The organism is Ralstonia sp. 24A2, assembly GCF_051783885.1.
Taxonomy (GTDB): domain Bacteria; phylum Pseudomonadota; class Gammaproteobacteria; order Burkholderiales; family Burkholderiaceae; genus Ralstonia.
In genome coordinates this window covers 301,860-317,004 of sequence record NZ_JBPVZD010000003.1, presented here as the reverse complement: position 1 = coordinate 317,004, position 15,145 = coordinate 301,860, and the positions used below count along the sequence as shown (strand labels likewise).

The 15,145-nt window shown below is 65.5% G+C and carries 15 protein-coding genes; 9 read left to right on the top strand and 6 right to left on the bottom strand.

Annotated features, from left to right (window positions below):
• Positions 1-13: 13 nt before the first annotated feature.
• On the bottom strand, positions 14-142 hold the full coding sequence (locus tag ACS13N_RS18805; RefSeq protein WP_438933138.1) for a hypothetical protein: 129 nt from the start codon (positions 140-142) through the stop codon (positions 14-16).
• Positions 143-598: 456 nt separating this feature from the next.
• On the opposite strand from ACS13N_RS18805, the gene ACS13N_RS18800 reads away from it, so the two are divergent.
• Positions 599-745: a hypothetical protein gene (locus ACS13N_RS18800; RefSeq protein ID WP_438933137.1), complete on the top strand. Its 147-nt coding sequence runs from the start codon at positions 599-601 to the stop codon at positions 743-745.
• 130 nt (positions 746-875) lie between these two features.
• Here the strand turns inward: ACS13N_RS18800 and ACS13N_RS18795 are convergent, their stop codons facing one another.
• Complete coding sequence (locus tag ACS13N_RS18795; protein WP_438933136.1) at positions 876-1,502, bottom strand: FMN-dependent NADH-azoreductase; 627 nt, start codon at positions 1,500-1,502, stop codon at positions 876-878.
• A 127-nt stretch (positions 1,503-1,629) separates the two neighbouring features.
• Between ACS13N_RS18795 and ACS13N_RS18790 the strand changes: the two genes are divergently transcribed.
• Together ACS13N_RS18790 and ACS13N_RS18785 are read left to right on the top strand one after the other, a co-directional pair.
• Positions 1,630-2,580 (top strand): LysR family transcriptional regulator, encoded by a 951-nt coding sequence (locus ACS13N_RS18790; protein ID WP_438933135.1) that lies wholly within the window; start codon positions 1,630-1,632, stop codon positions 2,578-2,580.
• An 88-nt stretch (positions 2,581-2,668) separates the two neighbouring features.
• Positions 2,669-4,243 carry an MDR family MFS transporter gene (locus ACS13N_RS18785; protein WP_438933134.1) on the top strand — a complete coding sequence of 525 codons (1,575 nt, stop codon included), beginning with the start codon at positions 2,669-2,671 and terminating at the stop codon, positions 4,241-4,243.
• Between the two features lie 3 nt (positions 4,244-4,246).
• Here ACS13N_RS18785 and ACS13N_RS18780 read toward each other — a convergent pair whose 3' ends face one another.
• On the bottom strand, positions 4,247-5,143 hold the full coding sequence (locus ACS13N_RS18780) for an oxygenase MpaB family protein (RefSeq protein ID WP_438933133.1): 897 nt from the start codon (positions 5,141-5,143) through the stop codon (positions 4,247-4,249).
• A 207-nt stretch (positions 5,144-5,350) separates the two neighbouring features.
• On the opposite strand from ACS13N_RS18780, the gene ACS13N_RS18775 reads away from it, so the two are divergent.
• Positions 5,351-6,211 carry a hypothetical protein gene (locus tag ACS13N_RS18775; protein WP_438933132.1) on the top strand — a complete coding sequence of 287 codons (861 nt, stop codon included), beginning with the start codon at positions 5,351-5,353 and terminating at the stop codon, positions 6,209-6,211.
• A 34-nt stretch (positions 6,212-6,245) separates the two neighbouring features.
• Here the strand turns inward: ACS13N_RS18775 and ACS13N_RS18770 are convergent, their stop codons facing one another.
• A complete protein-coding gene (locus tag ACS13N_RS18770) occupies positions 6,246-6,677 on the bottom strand; it encodes a PGDYG domain-containing protein (protein ID WP_438933131.1) in 432 nt (143 codons plus the stop codon).
• Positions 6,678-6,753: 76 nt separating this feature from the next.
• A complete protein-coding gene (locus ACS13N_RS18765) occupies positions 6,754-7,668 on the bottom strand; it encodes a LysR family transcriptional regulator (protein ID WP_438933130.1) in 915 nt (304 codons plus the stop codon).
• Between the two features lie 148 nt (positions 7,669-7,816).
• Between ACS13N_RS18765 and ACS13N_RS18760 the strand changes: the two genes are divergently transcribed.
• The 4 genes from ACS13N_RS18760 (at position 7,817) to ACS13N_RS18745 (ending at position 11,577) form a co-directional block, all read left to right on the top strand.
• Positions 7,817-9,166: a nucleobase:cation symporter-2 family protein gene (locus ACS13N_RS18760; protein WP_438933129.1), complete on the top strand. Its 1,350-nt coding sequence runs from the start codon at positions 7,817-7,819 to the stop codon at positions 9,164-9,166.
• Between the two features lie 38 nt (positions 9,167-9,204).
• Entirely contained in the window at positions 9,205-9,708 is a 504-nt protein-coding gene (locus tag ACS13N_RS18755) for a nucleoside deaminase (RefSeq protein ID WP_438933128.1), read from the top strand.
• Positions 9,705-10,070, top strand: a complete 366-nt coding sequence (locus ACS13N_RS18750; RefSeq protein ID WP_438933127.1) for a hydroxyisourate hydrolase — start codon at positions 9,705-9,707, stop codon at positions 10,068-10,070. The genes ACS13N_RS18755 and ACS13N_RS18750 overlap by 4 nt, the downstream gene beginning before the upstream one ends.
• A gap of 76 nt (positions 10,071-10,146) precedes the next feature.
• Positions 10,147-11,577, top strand: coding sequence for a dipeptidase (locus ACS13N_RS18745; RefSeq protein WP_438933126.1), 1,431 nt, complete (start codon positions 10,147-10,149; stop codon positions 11,575-11,577).
• Positions 11,578-11,643: 66 nt separating this feature from the next.
• Here the strand turns inward: ACS13N_RS18745 and ACS13N_RS18740 are convergent, their stop codons facing one another.
• Positions 11,644-13,767 (bottom strand): hypothetical protein, encoded by a 2,124-nt coding sequence (locus ACS13N_RS18740; protein WP_438933125.1) that lies wholly within the window; start codon positions 13,765-13,767, stop codon positions 11,644-11,646.
• Positions 13,768-14,007: 240 nt separating this feature from the next.
• Between ACS13N_RS18740 and ACS13N_RS18735 the strand changes: the two genes are divergently transcribed.
• Positions 14,008-15,126, top strand: a complete 1,119-nt coding sequence (locus ACS13N_RS18735; protein ID WP_438933124.1) for a helix-turn-helix transcriptional regulator — start codon at positions 14,008-14,010, stop codon at positions 15,124-15,126.
• Positions 15,127-15,145: the final 19 nt, after the last annotated feature.

Here is a 15,145-nt window from a genome sequence, read left to right as displayed (position 1 = left end):
GTTACCCAAGCGATCAATAGCCGCGGTAGTACGGGCGATAGTGCGGGTGGTCGTAATAGCCACCTGCCGGCACCACGACGCATGCACTCAGTGAGGAAGCTGCGGCAGCGGCAAGAATGAGCAGGGCGATGGTGCGTTTCATGATGAGGCTCCGGGTGTGTTGTTGGGCTTGGCCTCACTCTATGGAAACGTCTCGCAACCGCGCTTTACCGTTTGTAAGAAAAACTGCGATGCCCGGGCTGGCAATTGACGGCTTGTGCAGCCCTTGCTGCGCTTGCGCATTGGTCAGCGTAATTTGCCGTTACCTTTGCGAACAGACCGTGGAGCCGCTGCCGGGCGACAGGGGGCGCGTGAGGCCGACGGGGCCTGTCAGGGATGCGCCACAATGTTCTACAAACTTATCGGCAATCTATTGACAGATCGCCGTGATAGGAAGGAAATACACCAAACAGCAAACGTTGGGCATTCAAGTCCGAGAGCCCGGCGCCGATAGCTGTTCATAGAGACATGTCAGGGCGCAACGACGTCCTGCGGGGACTACGCGACGCGCACCAACCTGACCGAGCGCGTCGGCAATATGTGCTGGGGGGAACGCATCATGACGACTTTTCTGGAATCCACCGTTGCCTGGGCTGTGCCCTGCCTGATCGCCACGGCGATTGTCGTGCCGGTGATGTGGCGCAAGCTGCGTACGCGTCGCACCCTGGAAGCCCTGCATCAGGCGCGCGAGCATCGCGACGAATAGTCTGCAGGCGATTCCGCTTTTCGTTTTTTCACCTGCCCATGAAGAACGGGCGCCGCATTGCTGCAGGCGCCCGTTTGGCGTTTGAGCGAATCCTGGGCGACGCGTCCCGTTGCGTCGCGGTGGATTTCGCTTAGGCCGCCACGGCCTGGTTTACCACATCGCGCATCGCGGTGTGCGCGGCTTCCATGGCTTGGGTGCGGGCATCCGGGCCCATGGCCAGACCTTCAGCGCGCACGAATTGCACATCGGTAATGCCGAAGAAGCCGAACACCGCCTTCAGATAGGCTTCCTGGAAGTCCAAGCCAGCGGCCGGGCCGGTCGAATACACACCGCCGCGCGTCGATGCGACGATCACCTTCTTGCCGCCGGCCAGGCCAGCGGGGCCCTTTTCCGTGTACTTGAAGGTGCGGCCGGCTTGCGCCACGCGATCAACCCAGGCCTTGAGCTGGCTCGGCACCGAGAAGTTGTACATCGGGGCGCCAACCACGATCACGTTGCTGGCGAGCAGTTCGTTGACCAGCGCTTCCGAGCGGGCGTGTTCGGCGCGGGTGGCGTCGTCAAAATCGTCGCTGCCGGTGGCTCGGAAGCCTGCGGCAATGGCGCCGTCCAGGTGGGGGATGGCGTCCACGGCCAGGTCGCGGCGAGCGACGATGGCGTCGGGGTTTTCACGGCGCAGCTCGTCGACGATGGCGGCGGTCAGGATGCGCGAGGCCGAAGCGTCGCCGAGGATGCTGGAATCGATGTGAAGGACTTGCATGGTGTCTCTCCAAGAAAAAGGTGGGTTGCTGCAAAGATAGTGCGGCGCACCAAGTTCCAGTAGTGGGTCGAATCGGCACACATCGTTCTATGGGTGGGACAATGCACACGGATCTCGGAGAACAGCCATGGAAGACCTGAACGACCTCGTCCTGTTTGCCAGTGTGGTGACGCACGGCAGCTTTTCCGGCGCTGCGCGGGCGTTGGGGATTCCCAAGTCGCGCGTGAGCCGCCGCGTGGCCGATCTGGAGGCGCGGTTGGGCGTGCGGCTGCTGCAGCGTTCAACACGTGCCGTGCACGTCACCGATGTCGGCTCGGCGTTCTATGCGCATTGCGAGACCATGACCCAGGCCGCCCGCGCCGCCCTTGAAGTGGCCGAGCACGCAGGCGAGAAGCCCTCCGGCCGATTGCGCGTGAGTTGCCCCGTGGGTGTGTCGAGCCTGTTCCTGGCACCGGTGATCCCGAGATTCCTGCGCGCCCATCCGGATGTGCGCCTGGAGCTGGACGTGACCAACCGCCGGGTGGATGTGATTGGCGAGGGGTATGACGTGGCCTTGCGCGTGCGCTCGACGCTGGACGATTCCAACCTGATCGTGCGGACCTTTGGCGTGAGCGACCAGGTGCTGGTCGCCAGCCCCGAATTTGTGGCCGAACACGGGCCGTTCGACACTCCGGAATCACTGCACGGCGTAGCCGGACTGTGGCTGGGGACCCTCGGCGGTGAACGATCACGCTGGCGCCTGACCGCGCCGGATGGAGCGGCTGTCGAGATCGAATGCCAACCCGTGCTCGCCACAGACGACCTGCGCCTGCTCGGTCTGAGCGCCATCGGCGGCGTGGGGGTGGGGCGGCTGCCGTACAACGTGTGTGCTGAAGCGCTGCAAGAAGGCCGGCTCGTGCAATTGCTGGCCGACTACAAGCTGCAAACGCATCAGTTTCATGCGGTGTTTCCGTCGCGGCGCGGGCTGGTGCCGGCGGTGCGTGCATTTATTGAACTGTTGGCCGCAGAAATGCCCCCGTTAACCGAGAAAGTGCTCACCCGCTGCTACGAGAACGACGACGTCAATCTCAATCGTTGACGCTGCAACGAATTCGGATCAGCAGTATCATCACCGGTCTCGCTCCTGCCTTTGCGTGACGCCGTATGGTCTGCTCACGCGCCTTCTCATGTCTTCCCGCCCGAACCTCGAACCGCCCACCCCCGATACCGTGCCGACGCCGTCGGCCGCCTCGCTCGACGCGCCGCCGGTGCCCGAGATTCCGGTGATGGTGGTGATGAGCGGCTTGATGCTTGCCATCCTGCTGGGCGCACTGGAGCAAACGATTGTTGCGGTGGCATTGCCCGTCATTGCGGGGGAGTTCAACGGTTTTGCGCTGATGGCGTGGCTGGTGTCGGCCTACCTCGTGGCCTCCACCGTGGTTACGCCCATCTACGGAAAACTCAGTGACCTATACGGCCGCCGCGCCATGCTGACGACGGCCATTGCGCTGTTCGTGCTGGCCTCGGTGGCGTGTGCGCTGGCGACCAGCATGCCGATGCTGCTGGTGGCGCGCGTGCTGCAGGGGCTGGGCGGCGGTGGGCTGATCTCGGTGGCACAGGCCACCATTGCCGACGTGGTGCCGCTGCGCGAGCGCGGCCGCTACCAGGGCTACGTGAGCGGCATGTGGGCCATGGCCAGTCTGGCCGGCCCGGTGATCGGCGGTTACCTGACGCACTATCTGTCGTGGCGCTGGATCTTCTGGATCAACCTGCCGCTGGGGCTCGTCGCGCTGGTGGTGGTGCGCCGCGCGCTGCGGCACCTGCCGGTGGCGCATCAGCGTCGCCCGATCGACGTGCCGGGTGTCGTGCTGTTTGCCGTGGGGCTGACCGCGCTGCTGGTCATGATCACGCGTGTGGGTCAGGGCGTGCCGCTCATGCAGCCCGACAACCTGGGCCTGCTGGTGGGTGCGGTGGTGGTGCTGGGCGCGTTCGTCTGGCAGGAAAACCGCGCGGCCGAGCCGATCATTCCGCTGTCGATGTTCCGTGTCCGCACGGTCACGATCTGCTGCCTGGCGCTGTTCCTGTGCTTCTTCCAACTGATCGCCACCTCGGTGCTGATGCCGCTGCGCTTTCAGATGGTGGCGGGCGCCAGCCCGGATGCTGCTGCACTGCGCCTGGTGCCGCTCACGCTGTCGATTCCGCTCGGGGCCTTCCTTGCCGGCAAGTGGATGACGCACAGCGGCCGCTACAGGCCGTTGATGATCGCTGGCGCCTGCGTGGTGCCGTTTGCGGTGGCGTCGCTGGGTCTGCTGGATCCGCACAGCGTGTTGCCACTGACCTTGGCGATGATCGTGCTGGGCCTGGCAATCGGCGTGCAGTTCCCGACCGGGCTGGTCGCAACGCAGAACGCTGTCCCGCCGGAAACTGTGGGGCTGGCCACGGCGCTCACGGCGTTCTCGCGCCTGCTGGGCGGCGCGGTGGGCGTGGCGGTGTTGACGTCGGTGCTGATCGCGCTGCTGCGTCAGGCTGCGCCCGAGGCGCAGGTGGCGGCCGGTGGAGATCTGCTGATGGACCTGTTCCATGCGGCGCTCGCCAGCAACAGTGCCAACGCGCAAGCCTTGCAACGCGAGGGCGAGACAGCGTTCCGCCATCTGTTCTTCTTTGCTGCGGCTGTGTCGCTCGTTGCGCCGCTGTTGCTCGTGCGGCTTGAGGAGAAGGCGCTGCGCGGCAAGGTGTCGGTCGCGCACGCCGTGGTGGATTGATCGCTACGACACGCTCGGTGCGAGGGCACGGCGCCGGGCACGGCGCGCGACGCTGCCGTCGTGCAGCGCCCAGCGCAGCGTTGGCGCCACGGTACGCATGGCGGCCGCGCTGAAGGCGGCGCGCAACGGCGGCCGCTCGAGTTGCAGCATCTGCATGGCCCACGGCGGCAACAACTGGATGCCGGCGTCGAGAAAAACGCGCACCGCCGGTTGCAGCCCTGGCCGCGGTGCCTGCCATGTCATCAAGACTTCCACCACGGCGCGTGTGCGATCGCTCGCCACCAGCTCCGCGCGCATCGCATTCAAGTAAGTCTGTACCGCCGCGCGTGATTTCGGCACGTCGGCGGCGCCCAGCAGCTCGGCAATCAACGCGGTCTCCGCAAAGTAGCGGTCTTGATTGGCGCCGCTCAGACTGCCATCCACATAGCGCAGGTAGCCTGCCAGGAAGCTCGACATTTCCGCCACGTGCACCCAGGTGAGCAGATCTGGATCGTTGGCGGAATAGGGGCGCCCATCGGGGGCAATGCCCTGGATGCGGCTGTGGATGACCTTGACGTGTTCAATCAGGTTGAGCGCATCGTGCCGGCTACCGTAGGTGGTGCCGGCCACGAATTGCGCGGTGCGGCCCAGGCGCCCCTGCAGGTCTTCACGGAAGTTGGAGTGGTCCCACACGCCGGCGAGTGCGCGCGGATGCAGCGCCTGTAGCAGCAGCGCGCTGATGCCACCCGCCATCATCGAGGGGAAGTCGGCGTGGACTTGCCAGCAGACGGCATCGGGGCCGAACAGGCCAGGGTCGCCGGGGGGCGAGGCAATGTCGAGCGTGAGGCCGCCGGTGGCGCGCGTCAGGCCACGGACCTGGTTGGCGATGCGTTCGCGCAGTGTTGCAAGCGGGGAGGGCATGGTGCCGGATGGCGTGGGAGGAGGATGTCCTCATTTTACCGAGCAGATCGCCTCCGCCGTGATGACGGAACGCCGCATGATGCGCCGGGGGTGCGTGGATCGTTTGTTGCTCCCGCGTCTCCTAGAATGCAACTCACGCCCGACGAGAACGCCATGCACACCAGACCCCATTTCCCCGTCTTGTTTTGCCGGTTCCTTGGTTTGCTGATGGCCGTTGGCCTCTGCGCGCAAGTGTGGGCGGCGGAAGGCGCCCAAGCCTTGCGCGACAGGTACCAGAGCCTCGCACCGCAATTGACCGACAACGCGTTCCACCGCCCGCTGGCGCTTGAATCCACCGAGGCGCCAGACAGGCTCAAGAGCGACATCTACAGCGTGCTCGACTATCCATTCGCCACCGTCAAGGGCGCGATGGACGACCGGGAGCACGGCGCCGCCAATTGGTGCGACGTGCTGATCCTGCATCTGAACATCAAGTACTGCCATGCCACGCAGGGCGCCAGCGGCAGCGTGCTCGACGTGAACCTGGGCCGCAAGGTGGAAGAATCGCTTTCCAGTAGCTACCGGCTTGAGTTCAGCTATCACCCAGTTGTGAGCAATGCGGATTACTTTCGTGTCGAACTCAGCGCGGACTCCGGCCCGCTCAGCACCCGGGACTACCACATCATGCTGGAGGCCATTCCCGAGCCGGGCGTCGCTAATCACACCTTTCTGCATCTGACCTACGCCTACGGCTATGGCGCCGCCGGCCGACTGGCCATGCGCACGTACCTTGCCACCGTGGGCAGCGGCAAGGTCGGCTTTACCAAGACAGCGCAATCCTCGGGTGCGGAGCCCGAATACGTGGGCGGTGTGCGTGGTCTGCTTGAGCGCAACACGATGCGCTATTACCTTGCCATTGACGCGTATCTGAAGGCGCTGTCTGCGCCGCCGGACAAGCGCCTGCAGCAGCGGCTTAACACATGGTTCAGCGCCACGGAGCAATACCCGCGTCAGTTACACGAACTGGACCGACAGGATTATCTGGAGATGAAGCACCACGAGGTGGAGCGCCAGCAGACTGCGCAGTAGCGGTGCGGATGGTGCTGGTGGTGCAAGCAGCGCTTTAGGCCGGGCGATACACCTTGGCGAAGCGCTGCGCCTGCACGACGCCGTAGTCGCCGGGGGCGTATTGCAGGACCCAGTCTCCGGTTTGGCCATGCAGCACGTCGCCCGCTTCGGAGCGGGCCATCGAGAAGGGGGCGTTCATCTGCTTGGCCAGCACCACGCTCGGGCGATTGCGGTATGCGCCGGCTTGGCCGTGCGCGAGCGATGCGTCGGCCGGCAAGTACTTGGCATCGAAACGCTCGCGCGAGACCACCCAGCGGCCACCCGTTGAACCGGTGATGAGTGCATCGCCTGGCGCATAGCGGTTGGGGCCTTCGAGGCTCATCAGTTCGCCAGGCTGCGCGGCGAAATCGACCTGAACGGTCTCGTCCTTGACGAAGGGGCGGGCGGCGGGGTCGGTGCGCAGGTCGACGTGTTGCAGAGTGGGCATGAAGCGGAGACAGCGAGTGTGCGGCAGGCAGTGAGGGCGTAAGGGTAGCGCGAAATGCGCCAGGACTGCGCGGGCACTACAGCGTCGTGGGATGCCCGCTGCGGTCCAGTTCGAACACCTTGTGACGTGCCAGGCAGTCCATCAGCCATGCGCCGGCGCGGCCCATCACGCGTGACTGTGCCCAGATCAGGTCCACGCCGACCAGCCAATCGGTATGCGGATAGGCGGTGAGCTGCAGTTCGACAAACTCGCCGCGCGCGATGCCGTCGCGCACGAGTTGGCGCGGCAGCGTGGTCCAGCCCAGACCCGCGCGCATCATTTCCAACAGAACGAGGTAGTTCTCCGCCTTCCACTCCTGTGTCGATTCCAGATACTCGGTGCTCGGCAGCGTGTTGCTGTGCGCGCTGAAGGCGAGCCGCCGGTGCTGGCGCAGCGTGCCGAAATCCACCGTGGTCTCGCGTGCCAGCGGGTGATCACGGCTGACGACGTGCACGAGGATCAGCTTGCCCAACTGTCTGAATGCGAGGTCCCGCGTGTAGTGCGGCTGCGAGAAGCCGATACCGAAATCCACGCTGCCGTCACGCACCAGTGTCGTGACATCGCCGTGGAAAGGGTGGCGGATGTCCAGGTCGACATGCGGAAAGGTGGTGGCAAACGCGCTCAGCGGTTCGGTCAGCGCGCTGGCGGGAATCTCGATCGCCAGTGTGAGCGTGCGTTCGATGGTGTCGCCCAGGGCTTGCGCGTGTGCTTCGAGCGAGGCGCAGCGCTCCAGCACCAGCTCGGCTTCGAGCAGCAGGCGCTGGCCGGCCTCTGTGAGCGTGGGTGAGCGGCTGCTGCGGTCGAACAGCGCCACCCCCAGGTCGATCTCCAGATTGGCAATGGCTGTGCTGACGGTCGATTGCGTCTTGCCCAGCCGCCGTGCTGCGGCCGAAAACGATCCGGCATGCGCAATGGTGGAAAAGGTCTCCAGCTGATCGAGCGAATAACGCACGGTGTCTCCCGGGGGATCTATGTATCTAAAAAATCGATGGTTTCTAACTTCTTATATCGATTTGTGCGGTGGATTATGCGCTGCCGGTTGCAGCGTCGCAAAGAACGCCTCGCCGGACAAACCGACACAAGTGGATGGAGACAACGATATGAAGACCCCACAGCCGGTGCATCCGGTGGATGAAGTCCTGCCGCTGCGGCAGCTACTCAGTTACGGGCTGCAGCACGTGCTCGTGATGTATGCGGGCGCGGTGGCCGTGCCCCTGATCCTGGGCAGCGCGCTGGGTCTGACCCAACAGCAGATGGTGACCTTGATCAACGCCAACCTGCTGACGTCCGGCATCGCCACCCTGATCCAGACTTTGGGGGTGTGGAAGTTCGGCGCGCGTCTGCCGCTCATCCAGGGCTGCTCGTTCATCGCCATTGCGCCGATGATCATGATCGGCAAGCAATACGGGCTGGAGCACGTGTTTGGCGCCGTGATCGCCAGCGGCGCGCTGACCATCGCCATTGCGCCGGTCTTCAGCCGGCTGCTGCGGTTCTTCCCGCCGGTGGTGATCGGCAGCCTGATCACCATCATCGGTGTGTCACTCATGCCGGCGGCAGCCATCTGGCTGGGCGGCGGCAACCCGGCGGATGGCAGTTTCGGCAGCCTGCCCAATCTGCTGCTCGGGCTTGCCACGGTGGTGATCACGCTGTGTGTCTACGCGCGCTTTACCGGCTTCGTGGGCAACCTGTCGGTGCTGATCGGGCTGGTGGCGGGGACGGCGCTGGCCGCTTGCTTCGGGCTGACGCATTTTGCCGAAGTGGGCCGGGCCAACTGGTTCGAGATCAGCCCGCCGTTTGCATTCGGCCTGCCGAGTTTTGCGCTTACGCCCGTGCTGGTGATGACGCTGGCGATGCTCGTCATTATGGCGGAGACCACCGGCAACGTGCTGGCCATCGGCACCATCATCGGCCGGCCATCGACGCAGCAGACGCTGGGTAATGCCTTCCGCGCGGATGGCCTGTCGACCATGCTGGGTGGCGTCTTCAATAGCTTCCCGTACAACGCCTTTACGCAGAATACGGGCCTGATCGCACTGTCCAACGTGAAGAGCCGCTTTGTGGTGGCATCCGCGGGCGCCATCATGGTGTTGATGGGGCTGTTCCCGAAGCTGGGTGCGCTGATCGCCTGTGTGCCGCGGCCGGTGCTCGGCGGTTGCGCCATCGTCATGTTTGGCATGACCACGGTGGCGGGCATCCAGGAGCTGTCGCGGGTGCGCTTTGAGGGCACGCGAAACGCCATCGTGGTGGCCGTGTCCGTGAGCGTGGGGGTGCTGCCCATGTCGTTTCCGGCGCTGTTCGAGCATGTGCACGGGCCGCTCAAGCTGGTGCTCGACAGCGGCATCTTCCTGGGGGCGCTGACCGCCATCGTGCTCAACCTGCTGCTCAATCGCGAGCCCACGCCGCACACCGCCGATGTGACCAGCCCGGCCGCCGGCGCTGAACTCCACTGATTCCCATTCCATACAACGCTGACACCAAGGACCTCACCATGACCGCACGCGACGCCCAACCCCAACTGATCGACCGCGACATGGCGCTGCTGCGCCAGGCGATTCAGCTTGCCGACGATGCGCGCCAGCGCGGCCGTCACCCGTTCGGCGCGTTGGTGGCTGACGAGCACGGCAACGTGATCGCCACGGCCGGCAACAACTCCATGCCGCCCGAAGGCGACCCCACACAACACGCCGAGCTGGCCGCTGCGGCTGCCGCTGCCAAGGTGCTGTCGCCCGAACAACTGGCGCGCTGCACGCTGTACACCAGCGCCGAGCCCTGCTGCATGTGCTCGGGCGCCATCTACTGGTGCAACGTCGGCCGTGTGGTCTACGCGCTGTCGGAGCATCACTTGCTGGTGCTGACCGGAGACCACCCTGAGAACCCGACGTTCTCGTTGCCGTGCCGCGAGGTGTTCGTGCGCGGGCAGCGGCAGATTGAGGTGCACGGCCCGTTGATCGAAGACGAGGCCGCCCGCTCGCACACCGGCTTCTGGAAGTGACCGCCGTGCCCGGCATCTCGATTCATGTGGTGGACGTGTCGCGCGGCGTGGTTGCGCAGGGGCTGGCGGTACGCATCGAACGGCTTGTCGGCAACGAACGCGTGCTGCTGGCCGCCGGGCGCATCGGCCCGACGGGCACGTTGCGCGAGCTGGATGCGCTGGCGGCGCAGTGCGTGGCCGGCGTGTATGAGGCGACCTTCGATGTGGGTGACTACTACCGGCAGGCCGGTATCGCCTTGCCCGCCACGCCCTTTTTGGAGACGGTGCCCTACCGGTTCGGGCTCGACGACGTGGCGCAGCACTACCACCTGCCGTTCAAGATGACGCCGTGGGGGTATTCGTGCTTTCGCGGTGGCGCGTAACGCAGTGTAGGCAGGCGCGCTGGCAGCCGGGTGAGATCGCACGCACAATACCGCTGCCCAACCCTGCGGAGTGCATATGCCGATCGACTGGACCCTCATCGAGACACGTGGGGCGGATGCCTTGCACGACACCATCGTTGAGATTGAAGGTTGGGCGATGCCGCTCGATGCGGCAGCGCAGTCGGCAAGCTACTTTCTGCTCTCGGCAGACGCGCCTTGCTGTGGTGGCTGCGTGCCACGCAGTCCGGCGACGAGCATCGAGGTGTTCGCCGCGCAGCCGGTGCGCATGGATGATGACGCCGTTCGCCTGCGCGGCCGTCTGCGGCGCTTGCAGGATGATCCGGCTGGTTGGCGCTATCAACTGGTGGCAGCCGCACCGACTGCAGCTCAACCGTCGGCCCAGTCGGCACGCGTGAGCCGTCGCGTGTTCCTGGCTGCCGGCGCCGCGTTGGGGTTGGCGGCTTGCGCACCCGGCCGCTTCGCCAACTACACCGAAGGCGAGGCCGGGGCGGACACCGCGTGGACGCCGCCGCCCGGCGCACTCACGATCGACATCCACAGTCATGCCGGCCGCGTGACCGTCTCGCGTGATCCCAAGTTGGGCGCCAACCGGCCCTTCCTGCCCGTTGCTGAACCGATGCGAACGGGCGGCATGCACATCATCTGCCTGGCCATCGTCACCGATACCACTGCCGTGCACGTGGCGGCCAGCGGCAGCCGCTTCGAGGCCTTCCGTACGCCGGAGCCCGGCGAGTTGTACCAGCTTGGCCTGACCGAGTTTGCGCGTGCCCAGCGCTTGATCGACAAAGAACAACTGCACGTGGTGACGGATGCTGCATCGCTGGCGGCCATGAGCACGCAGGGACCGAGTGTCATCATCGCGTCAGAAGGGGCGGACTTTCTGGAGGGCCGCATCGAGCGCGTGGACGAAGCCTACACACAGCATTGTCTGCGGCACCTGCAGCTCACGCACTACCGCGTGAACGAGCTTGGCGACATCCAGACCGAGCCCCCCGTGCATGGCGGCCTGACGGACTTTGGCGCAGAGGTGGTGAGACGTTGCAACACGCTGGGCATCGTGGTGGACGTCGCGCACGGCACGTATGACCTCGTCAAGCGGGCAGCGGCGACCACCACCAAGCCGCTGGTGCTGTCGCATACAGCGCTCTCCGGATCACCCAGGGCGCGCAGCCGTTTGATTTCGGCCGACCATGCGCGTGCCGTGGCGGACACGGGCGGCGTGATTGGCGTATGGCCCAATGCGGCGGATTTCCCCAGCCTTGATGCCATGGCGATGGGCATCAAGCGCATGGCCGATGTGGTGGGCGTGGCGCATGTGGGGCTGGGTACCGACATGCTTGGCTTCATCAAGCCACCGGTGTTCACCAGCTACAAGCAGTTGCCCGCGCTGGCCGCTGCGTTGTTGCAGACGGGCTTCACGCAGGCAGAGGTGGGGCAGATTCTTGGTGGCAATTACCGGCGCGTGTTTGAGGCGACGGTCGGTTGATCGCGGCCCGCAAGGCAGTCAACCCTGCGGGCCGGATCACCGCGCTTTCCCCGTGTGTGCTCTGCTTTAGCGGTCGTACTCGACCGACGTGGTGAAGTTCAGGTCAATAGGATCCGCCCACGACATGTTGGTGAACGACATGTCTGTGGTGCCCGTCCAGCCCACTACTGCCGGGAAGGCCACCCCCTGGTCACCCGGCACGTTGACCGTGAGCGTGGTACCCGGCGCCGCCGGCGAGGCACGGCCCACACCATTCACGAACACCGTTGATTGGCCCGACATCGTGGAGCGAATCTGCACGTTGACGCGCTTCACGAACGGCACGCCTGCCTTGGTCGTCCACGTGACCGGCAGGGAGGCGCCGCCCGCAAACGTCGATGCCGTGCCGGGGGTGAGGATGTCGCGCGTGGCCTGTGAAATGTCCTGCCACGTGTACTGGCGCAGTGCTGTGGGCGATGGCGACGGCGTGCGCAGCCGCACCGTATAGCTGTGCGTGCGTACGGACGGCGTGCTCGTGGCCGGGTTGCCGTTCTGATAGATGTCGATCGTGTAGGCGCTGAACGGCGTGATGGTTGCCAGCTCTGATGCACTCAACTGCGGTTTGGCCCATGCGGTGTTGTTGCGCGGCGCGTCGCCAGGCCACGTGAATACGCCCTGGTTGGCGGGGTCTTGTGCCACACCGGCGAGGCGGAAGTTGTTGCGGCAGGCGCTTTGCTTGGGCAGCGCGGCAAGCTGCGCGACCGTCTGGCCTGCGCCAACCTGGGCGCGGATGTTCAGCGTGTCGCATGTGCCGGAAGACGGCTGCAGGAACACCCCGTTGCGCAGGCCCGGGCCGGTGACGATTGCAAAGTCGACCGGTGTGCCGCCTGCATCCACGCTCCCAACCTGCATGTTCATCGAGTCGACAAACGCGTTGGTGCCGGTCATTGCGGTGGCGCTGTTCAGCCAGTCCCACTTCTGCGCATTGGCGTTGACCTTTGTGAGCACGGCGCGCTGGTTGCCGACGATGCGCCAGCCGTTGTCGCCGCTGGCGCGCGAGGCGGCTTGCACGGCCACCTGCACATGCTGCTGCATGCCGTCGCGCAGGCCATCGGCGCGGGTCCAGGCGAGCTTGACCCACAGCGTATCGCCGCTGCTGGATGCCACGCGGATGATCTCCGGCAGGCTGAAGCTGGCGTTGTTCATCGCGTCGTCGGCAAACAGGCCGGGGGTACCGCCGCCGGTTGCCGGGCCGAACTCCTTGTCGGCGGTCATGCCGTTGTTCAGGTAGGCAGAAGGCACGCCGCTGATGCGCGCGCCGCTGGCCACGTCATCCACGAAGATCTGGCCGCAGACCGGTACGCTGCCGCCCGTGCGTCCGGCGCCCGTGGAGCCGGCAAAGCACTGGTTGAGCGCGCTCTGCAGCGCGGCCAGGTCGCTGGCCGTCGGCAAGCTGGAGACGGGCGCGCCGCCGATGGTTGCCACGCTCGGAAGGCTGGCCTTATCGCCTGACTGCGGGGCTACGCCCGGGGCCAGCGTCAGTTGCGCGGGGGTGTCACTCGACGCGCCCGCCACCGAGCTGATCTGCACGCTGCCGTCCGGCAGCACGTTCACTTTCACCTGATCGAGCAGTCGATCGAGCCCGGGCGCGCCAGCTGTCAGTGGGCCGGAGATCAGGTCTGCGCCCGTGTTGCCCGTGGCCGCCAGCAGGTCGGCCAGTGCAGCCGAATAAGCGGCAACCGTGCTGGACACGGCCGATGCCGTCACCTTGCTCTGCAGCAGACCGGTGTTGCCCAGCAGCTTGCTGGGGTTGTCACCCACGATGGTGGCGGCAATGGCGTTGGTGATGGGCGTGATGTTGATCGTCTGCGTGCCGGCGCTGGCGGACAGCGCGATGAGCGTGGCCTGAGAGTCCGCCACATTGCCCGAGGCCGACAGTACGAACGGCGCACTGAGGCCCGTGACGTCGCACTGGAAGGCCCCTGACGTGGCATTGGCCGGGCAATTGACCGATTTGCCGGTAGCGTCCATCAGCGTGACCGTGGCGCCTTGCATGGCGGCGCCGGTGGCCGCCACACCGCTGACGGTCAGCGTCTTGGGCGAGCCACCGCCGGGTGTCGTGTCAGTAGGGGTGCTGTTGCCCGAATCGCCACCGCCGCAGGCGGACAGGGCAAGCGTGGCCAGTGCAAGTGCAATAGGGGTGAGTTTCATGAGGTCCTCCCGGATCGTTGTGGGTTCGCCGTACATGCGGCGAGGTTGTTCTGCACACAGATTCTCGAAGGGTGCGTAATGGCCGGCATCCTTCATTTGGAGGAAAGCCCGCACCAAATGAACGATCCCGATGTGCGGGCACACGTGTTAGGTTTGCACACACAACATGCCCGGTGCCGACCATCATGGCGAGCACGACGGGCGTCATGGCCAGACAGCCATCCTTCGGGGGAGGGACGCTTGCTCAAAGACCAGCTCATCGGCGACCTGTATGAGGCCGCTGTCACGCAGGACGGTTTTCTCGAAACGTTTCACGAGGTAACCGAAGCGCTCGGCGCGAATGTCTTCCACATGTTCAGTTGGGACGCTGTTCGCAACGCCCCCCAACTTTCGACTTACTCCCCAGGTAGGGGGTGGGACGATGTCATCGCCCGCTACGACCAGTACTACGGCGCGTTCGACCCGCGACGCAGCGTTGTTGCGCGTGCAAACGTGAGGGAGTTCGTCTTCTGCCAGGACTACCTGTCCGACGCTTACGTCGAACGCAGCGAGTTCTTCCAGGACTACCAGATACCGGCGGGTTTTCGCTATCTGACGGGCGTGCGCCTGGAGCGTCCGGGCTCCGGCGACATCCTGCTCGGCATGCTCCGTGCACACGGGCGCACGCCTTTCTCAGAGGAAGACCGCTTCAACGCGGCGAGCATGACGGGCCATCTGCAGCGCACGATCAACCTCTGGCAGGACACGCGCGTGCTGCACCGCGATGCGGCGCTTGGCACGGAACTGATGCAGCAACTCGGCCTGGCGGTGTTTGCGCTGGGGCGCGACAGGCGCGTGCTGTTCGCCAACTCGGAAGCCGAGGCCATGCTGCGCACATCCACCTGCCTGCGGCTGGAGCACGGCCGTCTGAGTGCCGCACTCGCTGCCGACAACGACGTTTTGCAGACGGTGCTGGCGCGCGTGGCGAAAACCCGCAAAGGCGAGAGCTTTGCCGTGCGGCCCGCGCTGGGCGCGGCGCATGAGATCTTCCTCGGCATCTCGCTGTTGCCCGCCAATGCGGCACAGACGGCGTTTGGTGACGCAGCGCTGATGATCACGGCGCGCCGGCGTGGTGCGGATGGGCTGGTGACGGCAGGCCAGTTGCGGCAGGCATTCGGCCTGTCGGCGGCGGAAGCGGCGGTGGGCGAGGCGCTGATCGCCGGCAAGACACCCGACGAATACGCTGCTGCCGCCGGTGTTGCACTGTCGACGGTGCGTTCGCAATTGCGTGCCATCTTCGAGAAGACCTGCACACGCTCGCAGGCGGAAGCCGTTGGGGCGATGTTGTGGGTGCTGTCGCAGCGTAAGCCGCAGGCCTAGGGCTGGAACTTGCCACGCC